General features: G+C 45.3%; 8 protein-coding genes and 4 tRNA genes. 5 read left to right on the forward strand and 7 right to left on the reverse strand.

Annotated elements, in window-relative coordinates; translation table 11 throughout:
- Positions 1 to 248: 248 nt before the first annotated feature.
- Together BM607_RS07465 and BM607_RS07470 are read right to left on the reverse strand one after the other, a co-directional pair.
- Positions 249 to 2,246: a methyl-accepting chemotaxis protein gene (locus tag BM607_RS07465; protein ID WP_071939330.1), complete on the reverse strand. Its 1,998-nt coding sequence runs from the start codon at positions 2,244 to 2,246 to the stop codon at positions 249 to 251.
- A gap of 684 nt (positions 2,247 to 2,930) precedes the next feature.
- Positions 2,931 to 3,021 (reverse strand) — tRNA-Ser (locus BM607_RS07470).
- A gap of 221 nt (positions 3,022 to 3,242) precedes the next feature.
- Between BM607_RS07470 and BM607_RS07475 the strand changes: the two genes are divergently transcribed.
- Together BM607_RS07475 and fabA are read left to right on the forward strand one after the other, a co-directional pair.
- The gene (locus BM607_RS07475) at positions 3,243 to 4,976 is read left to right on the forward strand and encodes an AAA family ATPase (RefSeq protein ID WP_071939329.1); all 1,734 of its coding nucleotides are present in this window, start codon (positions 3,243 to 3,245) and stop codon (positions 4,974 to 4,976) included.
- Positions 4,977 to 5,050: 74 nt separating this feature from the next.
- The gene (gene fabA / locus BM607_RS07480) at positions 5,051 to 5,566 is read left to right on the forward strand and encodes a bifunctional 3-hydroxydecanoyl-ACP dehydratase/trans-2-decenoyl-ACP isomerase (RefSeq protein WP_006082073.1); all 516 of its coding nucleotides are present in this window, start codon (positions 5,051 to 5,053) and stop codon (positions 5,564 to 5,566) included.
- Positions 5,567 to 5,689: 123 nt separating this feature from the next.
- Here fabA and rmf read toward each other — a convergent pair whose 3' ends face one another.
- The 5 genes from rmf to rlmKL all read right to left on the reverse strand — a co-directional run bounded on the left by rmf (position 5,690) and on the right by rlmKL (position 12,211).
- Entirely contained in the window at positions 5,690 to 5,866 is a 177-nt protein-coding gene (rmf, locus tag BM607_RS07485) for a ribosome modulation factor (RefSeq protein ID WP_006082074.1), read from the reverse strand.
- Positions 5,867 to 6,052: 186 nt separating this feature from the next.
- Entirely contained in the window at positions 6,053 to 7,879 is a 1,827-nt protein-coding gene (locus BM607_RS07490; RefSeq protein ID WP_071939328.1) for a DUF3466 family protein, read from the reverse strand.
- Positions 7,880 to 7,907: 28 nt separating this feature from the next.
- The gene (locus BM607_RS07495) at positions 7,908 to 9,833 is read right to left on the reverse strand and encodes an ABC transporter ATP-binding protein (protein ID WP_006082076.1); all 1,926 of its coding nucleotides are present in this window, start codon (positions 9,831 to 9,833) and stop codon (positions 7,908 to 7,910) included.
- A 1-nt stretch (position 9,834) separates the two neighbouring features.
- Complete coding sequence (locus BM607_RS07500; protein ID WP_071939327.1) at positions 9,835 to 10,089, reverse strand: glutaredoxin family protein; 255 nt, start codon at positions 10,087 to 10,089, stop codon at positions 9,835 to 9,837.
- Positions 10,082 to 12,211 carry a bifunctional 23S rRNA (guanine(2069)-N(7))-methyltransferase RlmK/23S rRNA (guanine(2445)-N(2))-methyltransferase RlmL gene (gene rlmKL / locus BM607_RS07505; RefSeq protein WP_071939326.1) on the reverse strand — a complete coding sequence of 710 codons (2,130 nt, stop codon included), beginning with the start codon at positions 12,209 to 12,211 and terminating at the stop codon, positions 10,082 to 10,084. Before rlmKL ends, BM607_RS07500 begins: the two co-directional genes overlap by 8 nt.
- A gap of 257 nt (positions 12,212 to 12,468) precedes the next feature.
- Between rlmKL and BM607_RS07510 the strand changes: the two genes are divergently transcribed.
- The 3 genes from BM607_RS07510 (at position 12,469) to BM607_RS07520 (ending at position 12,885) form a co-directional block, all read left to right on the forward strand.
- Positions 12,469 to 12,545 (forward strand) — tRNA-Met (locus BM607_RS07510).
- A gap of 41 nt (positions 12,546 to 12,586) precedes the next feature.
- Positions 12,587 to 12,663, forward strand: a tRNA-Met gene (locus BM607_RS07515).
- 145 nt (positions 12,664 to 12,808) lie between these two features.
- A tRNA-Met gene (locus tag BM607_RS07520) sits at positions 12,809 to 12,885 on the forward strand.
- Positions 12,886 to 12,890 lie beyond the last annotated feature (5 nt).

The following is a 12,890-nucleotide window of genomic DNA, read 5'->3' on the forward strand; positions in this document are numbered from 1 at the left end:
GGGCTATAAACCCACGCCGGTTTTCAAGACCGGTGCATTAAACCACTCTGCCACCCCTCCGAACGAGCGAGATAATAGCTATCTCCTACTCCGCTGTAAACCCTTAATTTAAAAAAGCAATCTACATGGTCAATCTACATCCAATCCGCTTAAAAATATCGCGTTCTTTAACTTATCTTTGAGTCCCTTGTCGGTTGAAGCGCCACTTCAGGGTGGCCCACAACCCACTATTAATAAGCATATTAGGATTAAGCTCGATTGATGTTGATTAAACGGTCGGATAATTTTTGCATCTCAAGGCTTAACGCATCGAGCGCGGTCGCATCGAGTGAGTTATCTTCACTGATACTATTAATCCGCACCGCCAACTCATTGATCTCCTGAGTCACTTGGCTTTGTTGCTGAGCGGCTAAAGCAATTTGCTGAGCTCGCTGCGAAATATCATCGAAACTTTGTACAGTACTCGATAAAGAACTGGCCGCTCCCTCAGCCTCAGCAACTGCGTGGACAGTGCGGGACTCACCTGTTTGCATCGCTTGTACCGCAAGCCGCGAAGCCGATTGCAAAGCGTTAATCATGGTACTGATTTCATTGGCGGAATCTTGAGTTCGCCCCGCAAGAGTTCGTACTTCATCGGCAACAACCGCAAAACCACGACCCTGATCCCCCGCCCTTGCTGCTTCTATAGCCGCATTTAACGCTAATAGATTAGTTTGCTCAGAAATCGCCTTGATCACATCTAATACGGCGCCCACTTTCTGGCTATCTTGAGCCAACTGGGATATCACCTTGGTCGCATTGGCGATTTCCCCCGCTAATACCTCAATGGAAGCATTGCTGGATGCCACTCGGGTTTGCCCTTCCCGCACCACAATTAAAGAAGATTGCGCTGTTGCAGCGCAATCATTAGTGTTATTTGCCACTTCCATCGCGCTTGAAGACATTTGTGTTATCGCCGCAGCTAACTGTGCACTCTCAAGCCGCTGTTGTTCAGCACGTTGGGCTAACCTATGGCTAAGACCACTTAATTGCGTTGCCTCAAACTGAACTTTCTTCGCCTCTTGGGTGATCAAATCTAACATTGCTCTCAGTGTACCCGCATAGGTATTTACTGCTCGACGCAAAGCGCCAATTTCATCATCCCGCTGAATTTGCAGCTCGACATTGGCACCCAAATTACCGCTCCCAAGGGAAGCAATTTGATCTGTGGTTTCCTCAAGTTGCGCCAACAGTTTTTTACCCGACAACCAAGCCAAATAAAGTAAAATGGCGAGCAAGGGTAATAAAAACAACAAAATATCAAAGGTCAGCTCACGGGCAAGCCCTGTGACTCGGGTCTTTGGCGTCACAAGACCAATCACCCATCCGGTATCAGGCATCACAAAAAGGCTTACCTCGCTCGCCTGATTGAGTCTTCCATCCTTATCTAAACTCACTGAAATAACGTTATTAATTGAGGTTTTTTTAAGCGCAGCTTCAACGGGGGCAAGCCAAGGTAACTGCCCGACGAGATCCGTGAAGCGCAGCATAGTGTCGGACTTATTCGCTTCAGGAAAATGTAAGATATTACCCGCTTGATCTAAAGCAAAAGCATAACCGTCAGTTACATTGCCATGTTCTGTTAGAAATTTTGCTAAATCATCAAGTTTCAAATCTATTGTTGCGACCCCGGCAAATGTCCCCGTCAGATGATATGGCACACTGCATGTCACCATCGCCACTTTCGTAACGGTATCCTGATAGGCTTCAGACCATAAACACTGAGATACAGAACTTGTGCGTGCCCCGGTATACCAAGGATCATTGTGATAGCCAGGACCAGATTGCGCATTATAGTCATCTGAATAAGCCAGTAAATTATCGCTACCACGGGCCCAGAAAAAACTATGGCGGGCGCTTCCAGCGACAAATTTATCCGGCTCAGGCCAGATCCCGCCGCCAGCGATAGTGAGATCGCCATTATTATCAATTAGATTGGGTAAGGAATTAAGGTAAAGAGCTTGCTCGTGGGGTAACACTTCTGCGAGGTGTGCAAGGCTTAAGGTAATGCCCTCAATGCTTGCAAGCTTGAGCGCGAGTTGCCTCACGATACTGCTACCGGTTTGCTCGATTAACTCTTGACTCGCCGCCACTACTCGAGGTTGCCCCCTAAGTGACATCACACCAAAAACGGCAAGTCCGGTCAGTAAAAGCAGCACTATGCTGCCCATAGTGAGCCGCTGCGAAATACGTGTTGGTAACAACATAGCTTTCTCTACTTAAAATAAGTCACCCAGATGGGAGAATTGCTCGGCCGTATGATCCAAGACAATCGAGAATCATACGTCGCACCATCCTAGTGCAGATTTTAAAGACCATAAAAACCATTAACTTGGCCACTGAGATGAGTGTAGACCATAAACAAGAAGAGCGGACATAAAAGACAATCTCTCCTTCCTGAAGCAGAACTTAGAATAAGCAACCTTGGTTCAAATTATATAAACAAAAAAGGCCATCATTGCTGATGCCTTTCTCGTGAAAATCGCGGATGAGCCGTGCCTCAAATCAAGAACCCAAGGGTTCAAACTGTATAAATGCAAAAGGCCGCTAATTGCTTAGCGGCTTTTTGACTAAATATGACGGAGGAGCTGAGCTTAGAATGAGGAACCTTGGTTCAAATTATACAAACAAAAAAGGCCATCATTGCTGATGGCCTTTCTCGTAAAATATGGCGCAGGAGCTGCGCTTAAAATCAGGAACCCAAGGGTTCAAACTGTATAAATACAAAATGGCGGAGGAGCTGAGCTTAGAATGAGGAACCTTGGTTCAAATTATACAAACAAGAAAGGCCATCATTGCTGATGGCCTTTCTTGTAAAATCAGGAACCCAAGGGTTCAAGCTGTATAAATGCAAAATGCCGCTAATTGCTTAGCGGCATTTTGACTAAATATGGCGGAGGAGCAGGGATTTGAACCCTGGGTGGGCTATAAACCCACGCCGGTTTTCAAGACCGGTGCATTAAACCACTCTGCCACCCCTCCTAACGCCGAAAATAATATAAGCATACCGCTAGCTTGTAAACCTCAATTTTTAATTATTGAGCCAAATGCTCAACTTATGTTCACCAAGATGTTTTTTACGGCAAATACATCGCTAGTTTCAACGAATAATCGGGCAAACAGACGTAAAAACACCTATACAGTGAGAGACTTGTCGTCTTGGTATGGTAAAATCACTGTAACTTTTCACGGTAAATGCTTATATGAATTCACTCTTGATACCCACGTCTTCACTCGCACCTGAATTTAGCCTGCCAACCCTTTCCGAAACGGCTGCCAATCTAAGCGCATTGCTCTTAGGGCAGGAGCGCACTGTGGACGCGTTTAAACTCCACCAAGCTATTGTCGATCAACACTTGTATCTGGCCGATTTCCCGAGCATTGACCGCCAGTTAATGATCAAAGCCTGTATCGATAGCCTTGCACCTTTGTCCCCTGCGTATTTAGTGGCGACACGTCCGATTGATAAGGCGGTAACATTTCAGTGGCAGTCCGATAAGCCGCAGGAAAATCAAGGAAGTATTGCCGAGAAAACAACTCACTATCGCTACCTGAGTGGCAATATTCGCCGTGCAGATTTAATTGGCCGTATGGCGCAAACAGGAACAACGAGTCAGTATCAAGCTGGTGCCCTAGCCCAATGCCATTATGTGTTTATTTGCGCCGAGTCACTGTGGAAACGTGAAGGTTTATGGGAGTTAGTGATGCAAATCCTCACCCATAAAGAGTATCAAATTAGCAATAACTTAAGTCCTATTCCATTGAACTGTAAGATAGTCCTGGTTGGTGCTGGGATGATTTATAGCCAAGTCAGAACTGAAGATTGGCAATTTCAACGTCACTTTACCCTATTAGCGGAACTTGCCAGTGAAATCGACTTGGTCCGTTATAAAGAGTCACAATACGTCGCATGGCTGCAAGCAGTTGCCCAAAGTGTGGATGTCACGCTTGAACAATCAAGCTTAGCGCCACTCTTTCGCTATAGTGCACGGTTAACCGAACATCAGCGTCGCCTCAGTTTATCTATGCTCGAGTTCGCCCAGCTCATGATGCAAGCTAAAGCCTATCGTGGTAAACCGAGCATCAATGCAAGCAGTATTGAGCACGCGTTAACCCAAGCCAACTATCGTCATAACAGTTCGGAAGAATATTCGGGCCAGAGCTTCGATGACAATTTCATAAATCTGCCAACTTCGGGTGCTATGGTTGGCCAGATCAATGGCTTAACTGTGATTGATGCTATTGATTATAGCTATGGTGAACCAGCGCGTATCACGGCATCTGTTCACTACGGTGATGGTGAAGTAGCCGATATTGAAAGAAAATCTGAACTTGGCGGGAATATACATGCCAAAGGCATGATGATCCTTTCAGCCTGTTTGTACCGTATCTTTGGACGAGATGCGCCATTACACCTGAATGCCAATATCGTTTTCGAACAGTCTTATCAAGAAATTGATGGCGATAGTGCATCACTCGCAGAGTACTGCTGTTTGATGTCAGCGATTGCCGAACAACCCATTATTCAATCACTGGCGATTACCGGCGCATTGGATCAATTTGGTAATGTGCAAGCGATTGGCGGCATCAACGAGAAGATTGAAGGCTTTTTTAATCTGTGTGAACGTCGCGGACTTACGGGAGAACAAGGCGTTATTATGCCGAAGTCAAACGTATTACAGCTTAATCTCAATCCCAAAGTGATTACAGCTGTAGGCAAAGGCCTGTTTCACATCTATGCCATAGAGCATATGGACCAGGCGGTTGAGCTATTAATGCAAATGCCAGCGGGTGTTGCCGATGAAGATAATGATTTCCCACATGATTCGTTATATGGTCTCGTGCAGGAACGATTAGACAAGCTCGCGGGAAATGGGGAGGAGGAAATCGGCCTAATCACGAGATTACTCGCAAAATTGGGATTTTTTCGCCGCTAATTAGCTGATCGGAGTTGTTTAGCTTACACGTGTTCGCTAACCTTGGCGGCTCTTATTGCTGGAGTAGTAAAACAATGAATAAAGCAAACAGTTTCAATAAAGAAGAACTCATCGCCTGTGGCCATGGGAAATTATTTGGTCCAAATTCACCTCGTCTGCCTGTCGATAACATGCTGATGATGGATAGAATCGTCACTATCAATGATAATGGCGGCGAGTTTGGCAAAGGTGAAATTGTCGCTGAACTCGATATTAATCCAGACTTATGGTTTTTTGACTGCCACTTCATTACCGATCCCGTAATGCCAGGCTGTTTAGGCCTAGATGCCATGTGGCAACTCGTGGGCTTCTATTTAGGCTGGGAAGGCGCTGAAGGTAAAGGACGTGCACTGGGTGTAGGTGAAGTGAAGTTTACCGGCCAAGTATTACCAGGCGCGAAGAAAGTCACTTACAAGCTCAATATCAAGCGTACCATTCACCGTAAACTGGTGATGGGTATTGCCGATGCAATCCTAGAAGTGGATGGCCGTCAAATCTACAGTGCAACCGATCTAAAAGTCGGTGTCTTTAGCGATACCTCTACATTCTAATCCGTCTGACGCCAAGACACTGAAGCTATAAGTACTGCAGATATAAAAATGCCCTCATCTGAGGGCAATATGCTGCATTACTTTGCTTGTTCTGGACTATTTAATTAATGAGTTAAAACTCAATTATTTATTAAATAGCCCATTAACTCGGCCATCCACACCTTCACGCCAACCGCCTAACCACTGCGATCGCGAATCAAGATTTGCATAAGGACAGAGCTCCTTAGAGCGCCCACCCACACCAGCTTGGAATCCTTTTGAAAAAGCTCTGTCTAAACGATCTCGTTTTTGTCTTTTCATGCAAGCGTCCTCTGTTCTACATAAAATAGAAGCAAAAGCTTCACACATAGAAATAGTGCTTTTTGACGCCAAGATCAATCAAAAAATCGGCTATTATACTGACTATTTATTAAACTATTGAGATCCTAGCGAAAAAAATCGAGGCATTTTGCCTCGATTTTTTTAGTCTGAATTCAAGCTTAAAACTTAGCGAATTCGACGACGGAACCACACTAATGGTAAAGCAAATAACCAAGCTAAGGTTGCAGCACCAGAACGCTCAAAATTACCCGTATCGGTATTATCCTCTACGGTGCAAGCCTCACCACTGCTAGCAGGTTTAAGTACGACCATACGCGGGATATAGGCAGTCACTGGATCGCCACTGCCACTCAACTCAAATAAAGGTAAACCATTTTCACCAATCACTATGTTGCCATCTTTATCAAATTGATAAGAAGGTTTACGGATAAACGCCGTCCCTACAATAGTGCCATCTTCATTAATACTCGAACCTTCAACCACTAAAATATCGGCGTTATATTGAAGGATTTTACCCGAGCCATCTTGAACTTCGACTTGGTGACGTGCCCAGCTACCATCACTGGCTTTTTCATAACCCTTAGACTCACAGGTCAACAACTTATTAAGATTGTTAAACTCACCGGTTGATTTCTCATATAGGAAACCCGCTTTAGGACGTGGCTTCTCTTTATCGTATGTTGTCTCAATATAACCAACAACTTGACCTTTATTGTTAATATCTTTTGGCTTACTCGAAAGATCCGTTGTCGTTGAAGCAAAATCATTCGGGGTCACATAGGCAACTTCCGGGGTATTGGTATCAAAGACGAAAAATTTATCACGTAAGTAACCTTGGATATAGCTGCGATAGCTACCAACAAGAATCCCACTGTCGTTAACATCATAGGCGATAGAGCTTGAAATCGAATCACCCATAGGGATCCAGTGGTATTGGTATTTACCTTCAGTATCTTTAGACCAATAAGCTGCATCTTGACGCAGCTTATCAGTGTTGTTATTACGATAAACATGCGAACGACCAACAACGACACCATTGTTATTCAAGCCAAGTGCTTGAGCGGTAAAGGTCAAGGTATTGTCAGTCGCAGGCGTTAATCCTAAAGGCAACTCTGTTCCTGTAGCCGTATCATTATCGATTTGCCATACATAGGCACGAGTTTGATACTGAATATTACGTGTACCTGTACTATTTGGGTATTGCTCACGTTGCACACAAATATCCAACGGCAAGGTATTATCCGTACCTAAACAATAATTAACTCTATCACTACCATATTTACTGATAGCTGTGCTGGCATAACCTGCAGCTAAGTTATTGTTATTAATGGAGGTTGCAGCAGACCACCCGCCCAACTCAACCGTTTTATCATCTTTAACATATTGCGTATAAGGAGGGGGGAGCGGGATCTCTGTGTCACCGGACTTGGCCACACCGCGATATTCATAGTCGCGGTAATACCAATAATCATCAGCGACATCAGTAGTTGCTGTATTCTCTGTTTTCTTTTCAGGCGCAGTCATGCTACCCACTTTGATACCTGCATCGTTAATACCGTAATAAAAGGTATCAACAGAGTTAATCACAGCAGTATCACTTGGGGGTGTAGTACCATTAATGCTGTCGAATGTCGGTAACCAGGCTCCCGCGGCACCATTTTGCGCGGCAACAAAGGCAAAGTTATTGGCAATGATGGCTTTTTCTATCGAATACGTAATGGTTTCTTCCGGTGCGATACCATCAGCAACATCAATGACGCCACCTTCGACATCTGAACTACTGAGCTTTTTCTTACCCTTTGAGATACCGACTAACTGATCATTGGCATTCACGCCTAGAGCATAGCCGTTACGAGTACCTTCAAGCGTACCTTGCAGATCATAACTATCGATATTAACGATTTCATAGACAGGTGCAGCATGGGCACTGTTTAATACACCAAGGACACCTAAGGCAACCAAGGAAAGGGCTTTATCCAACTGTAACTTCATTAATTCTATTCCCATTTTTATTATTGGTTTACTTCAGTGACTCAAGCTCTTCCCATCGCTCGAAGCAAACTTCCAATTGCTTTTCTTTATCCGCCAACTGGCTCAATACCTGATTGACTTTATCCTGCGCCTGACTATAAAAGTCTGAATGTCCAATGGTGGTCTGCAATGCAAGAATATCGGCCTCTAATTGCTCCATCACAGTGGGTAACGACTCTAACTCACGCTGTAACTTATACGACAGTTTTTTTACCGCTTTCGCAGGTTCTGCAGCCTTAACTTCAACGGCTTTAGTTTCAACCGCTGGAGCTTCGACCGCTTTTTGCGAACTAGGTTCCTCAGAATAAAACTTTGCCCCCTGATTCACTGCGTCTTGATAACCACCAACATACTCGCTCCAATGGCCATTACCCGCATACCACCAACTACTGGTGACGGTATTATCGATAAATGCCCTATCATGGCTCACCAACAAAAGTGTGCCTTGATATTCAGTTAGCAGCGACTCTAACAATTCTAGGGTCTCAATATCAAGATCGTTGGTCGGTTCGTCGAGTATGATTAAGTTTGCAGGGCGAATTAAGAGCTTAGCCAGTAACAGACGGTTTTTTTCACCACCCGACAGCGCTTTTACTGGCGTTCTGGCGCGCATAGGCGAGAACAAAAAGTCTTGCAAATAACTTAATATGTGGCGGTCTTGGCCATTAATCGTGATGGTCTTTTTACCTTCGCCGACGTTATCTTCAACAGTTTGCTCAGGATCTAAGGCTTCACGATATTGGTCGAAATAAGCAATTTCGAGCTTAGTGCCGACTTTAATTTCGCCCGATTGCGGTTGTAGCTTTTCGATTAATAGTTTGATCAAGGTCGATTTACCACAGCCGTTCGGGCCAATCAACGCAATGCGGTCACCGCGGATCACTGTGGTATTAAAGTTCTTAACCAGATTTTTATCGGGCAGATTGAAGTTAAGATCTTGAACATCAAATACTAACTTACCAGAACGTTCGGTATCCGATACCGCCATCTTAGCATTGCCTTGACGGTTCAAACGCTCACTGCGCTCATCACGTAGCGCTTTAAGTGCGCGCACTCTGCCTTCATTACGGGTACGTCTGGCTTTAACGCCTTGACGGATCCACACTTCTTCATCGGCGAGACGCTTGTCAAACAAGGCATTTTTCTCAGCTTCAACGCGCAGCCATTCTTGCTTACCATCAAGATACATTTGATAGTTGCCCGGCCATGAGGTCACAACACCACGGTCTAAATCGACAATCCGCGTCGCCATACGGGCAATAAAGCCCCTATCGTGACTGATAAAGACGATAGCACCTTGATAATCAAGTAAAAACTTTTCAAGCCATTCAATCGTGTCTATGTCTAAATGGTTGGTAGGCTCATCGAGTAACAACAGATCTGGCTCGCTGACCAGTGCTCTGGCTAACGCCACTTTACGCTGCCAACCACCGGATAACTCGCTCAACGATTTGTCAGGGTCGAGGCCTAACAACTCGCAGTTTTGTTGAATGCGCGAATCGAGCTGCCAACCATTATAGTGATCTAAGGTTTCTTGCAGACCTTGCATCTCATTTAACATACGATCCATTTGCTCTGGATCGGCATGGGCGACATCGTGGGACAGTTGATGATAACGCTCAAGCGCCTCACCCACTTCCTTTAATCCTGCGGCGATATACGCGTATACCGTGCCTTGCTCAGCTTTTGGCGGATCTTGCTGTAAACGACTAACACTCACATTACCGGCAATGTTGAACTCGCCTTCATCCAGCAGCACATCGCCGGATAACACTTTTAATAAACTCGACTTGCCGGCACCGTTACGGCCAACAATACACACGCGCTCGCCGCGTTGAATAGTAAAATCCGCTTTTTGTAACAACGGAGTGTAACCATAGGCTAAAGAGCCACTATTGATACGAACCAGACTCAAACTAAGCTCCTGTAAACTCTTGTAATTGCGTTGCGTTAAATGGCCAATGTAATTCTCTATCATCCCAAGCTTTAAGCACTGGAATCGATACGCCATAACGCTGCGCGAGGTATTCATCGTCACATATATCTATGGCCTGATAGCCAATGTCGGCCGCGTCCAGTAACGCCGCGGCCAGTTCACACAGATGGCAGCCATCGGTGTGATATAGCAGATAAGACCTATTATCCCACTCTGCTTGAGTCAACTCAGGCATGGGTAATAAGCCAGGTATTATGGATATGTGGATTACGTTTGTAGTCCATAGGCAAAGTCACATCATCAATGTTCGTCACATTAATGTTCATCTTTGTCAGCGTCTCTATGTCCATCTTAAACTTACGTTTATTGTTAGAGAACACAAGCTCGCCCGTTGGGCTGAGCAGTTTCACTAACGATGCCAGTAAGTTCACATGATCCCGTTGCACATCAAACGAATCTTCCATGCGCTTAGAGTTTGAGAAGGTCGGCGGATCGATAAAGATCAGATCGTACTGTTCATTACAATCCCTAATCCACTGCATGCAGTCAGATTGAACAAACTCATACTGCTTACCTTGCAGGCCATTGAGCGCAAAGTTGTCCTTCGCCCAAGCGATATAAGTATTGGACATATCTACCGTCGTTACCGACTTAGCACCGCCAAGCGCTGCGTGTACAGAAGCTGAACCTGTGTAAGAGAACAAGTTCAGTACGCGGCGACCTTTAGACTTTTGACCGACTAAACGACGTGTCAATCTGTGATCGAGGAACAAACCAGTATCCAAATAACCGGTTAAGTTCAACTTGAACTTAGCGCCATATTCGGTAGTGATAAGCTCTAACTTACGCTCATCCAGCTTTTGATATTGACTCGTGCCCTTTTGACGCTCACGGGTCTTCATGATCATCTTGTTAGGATTGATGCCAATAGCCGACGGCAGGGCTAATAACACATCGCTTAAACGGCGCTTAGTCACGGCTTCAGGTATGGTCGCTGGCGCCATATACTCTTGAATAATCACGTAATCTAAATACTTATCTACTGCGACGTTATATTCAGGAATGTCGGCATCGTAAATACGATAGCTGTCGATGCCTTCTTTCTTCGCCCATTTCTCTAATAACTTGGCATTCTTCTTAATGCGGTTAGCAAAAGCTGGGGCAATATCGGCAATGTCGACGCCATCTGGTAGCACTGGCGTATCACGGCGAGTACTGTTGGCATGTAAGGTATAGATGTTAAAAGCACATTCAAGCGCGCCGTTAAACATCTTCATTTGTTTATCGGCTTTAAGCTTTAGCGATGACACCAGTTCGATATCACTACACAGCATGGCCACTTTCCAGCCGCCAAACTCTTTCTTAAACTTGTCGCCCAGCTGATAGTAAAGCTGCAATAACTCAGACACATTGCCTAAACGCTCACCATAAGGTGGGTTCGTGATCAAATAGCCACTTTCCGCAGGCGGCGTTATCGTTAAAGCATCCGCAACTTTAAACTCGATTAACTCCAGTACACCGGCATTTTCGGCATTACGTTTCGCTAACGCGACTAAGCGCGAATCGATATCAGAACCGTAGAATTTAATCTCGCAACGTTTCACGCCTAATGAAGCACGCGCTTTCGCTTCTTCAACAATTTCTTGCCACACGGCTTTATCATGGCGACGCCAATGTTCAAAACCAAAACGGCTACGTTGCAGACCAGGGGCAATATCAGCCGCCATTAACGCCGCTTCAATCAGCACTGTACCGCTACCACAGAAAGGATCGAGCAAGGTCGAAGGCGCCGCTTGCCAGCCACTGCGTACAAGCATGTTGGCGGCTAAGTTTTCCTTCAATGGCGCTTCACCTGTGGTCGAACGATAGCCACGTTGATGAAGCGATGGACCCGAGAAGTTCATCGCAATCGTGATCACGCCATTACGGAAATGCGCATCGACTTTAAACTCAGCATCAACGCGAGACACATTCGGACGCTCAATATCATCGTCGCGGAAACGATCGACAATCGCATCCTTAATCTTCAAGGCGCCAAACTGGGTATTATTAAGAAAACCACCCGTACCGTGGAAATCGATACTAAAAGTGCTTTTATTGGAAAAGTGTGCCGGCCAATCGACACAATAGGCTGCATTATAGAGTTGTTCTGCCGACTCGCAGCTTCCTTTATAGATAACCAACACAATGCGGCTGGCTAAGCGTGTCCATAAAGTAATGCGATACGCTAAAGCTAAGGAGGCCGTGAAATACACACCAGCAACACTCTCTTTTACTTCAGTCGCACCAAATTCTGTCAGCTCTTGGGCTAAGCTATATTCAAAGCCCTTAGGGGCGGCGGCAAAAAAATTAAGCATGGGATAATCAGTACGCAGTCAAAATCAAAGCGACATTATACCTGCTCGGATACATAAAAGATAAACAGTTATTAGCCAAAGCCCCATTTAGTCACTGTCTTGGCCTAAGATAATCGACGAAAAATCCCCAACTTATTTGTAAATCGTATGAATGCCGCCCATCCCGCTTTATATTTAAGCGTTCACCACCTTTTTCAATCTTCGTCCTTGCATTGCAAGGGCACTGCCGTTATAGTCTGCCCCGCTTTGAAGACGGACGCGGGATGGAGCAGCATGGTAGCTCGTCGGGCTCATAACCCGAAGGTCGTAGGTTCAAATCCTGCTCCCGCAACCAATTTAAAGAAAAATAGTAAAGCAATACAGATAGATATCGGACGCGGGATGGAGCAGCATGGTAGCTCGTCGGGCTCATAACCCGAAGGTCGTCGGTTCAAATCCGGCTCCCGCAACCACTTTTTGTATGTGTTTATAAAGAGAAACAGCTTATCGGGCTCAACTCTTTATAAACAACAGGCGAAAGTCGCAGGTTTAAATCCAGCTTCCGAAGCCAATTCTTAGATGACAGAATTTAAACAGTTATTAACAGCAACAATCGGACGCGGGATGGAGCAGTATGGTAGCTCGTCGGGCTCATAACCCGAAGGTCGTCGGTTCAAATCCGGCTCCCGCAACCAATTTT

Source organism: Shewanella sp. SACH (assembly GCF_001887095.2).
Classification (GTDB): Bacteria; Pseudomonadota; Gammaproteobacteria; order Enterobacterales; family Shewanellaceae; genus Shewanella; species Shewanella baltica.

What these genes read in the sequence shown, in the direction of transcription:
- BM607_RS07465 (WP_071939330.1), bottom strand. Translation starts at nt 2,246, where the DNA reads ATGTTGTTACCAACACGTATTTCGCAGCGGCTCACTATGGGCAGCATA.
- BM607_RS07475 (WP_071939329.1), top strand. Translation starts at nt 3,243, where the DNA reads ATGAATTCACTCTTGATACCCACGTCTTCACTCGCACCTGAATTTAGC.
- fabA (WP_006082073.1), top strand. Translation starts at nt 5,051, where the DNA reads ATGAATAAAGCAAACAGTTTCAATAAAGAAGAACTCATCGCCTGTGGC.
- rmf (WP_006082074.1), bottom strand. Translation starts at nt 5,866, where the DNA reads ATGAAAAGACAAAAACGAGATCGTTTAGACAGAGCTTTTTCAAAAGGA.
- BM607_RS07490 (WP_071939328.1), bottom strand. Translation starts at nt 7,879, where the DNA reads ATGAAGTTACAGTTGGATAAAGCCCTTTCCTTGGTTGCCTTAGGTGTC.
- BM607_RS07500 (WP_071939327.1), bottom strand. Translation starts at nt 10,089, where the DNA reads ATGCCTGAGTTGACTCAAGCAGAGTGGGATAATAGGTCTTATCTGCTA.
- rlmKL (WP_071939326.1), bottom strand. Translation starts at nt 12,211, where the DNA reads ATGCTTAATTTTTTTGCCGCCGCCCCTAAGGGCTTTGAATATAGCTTA.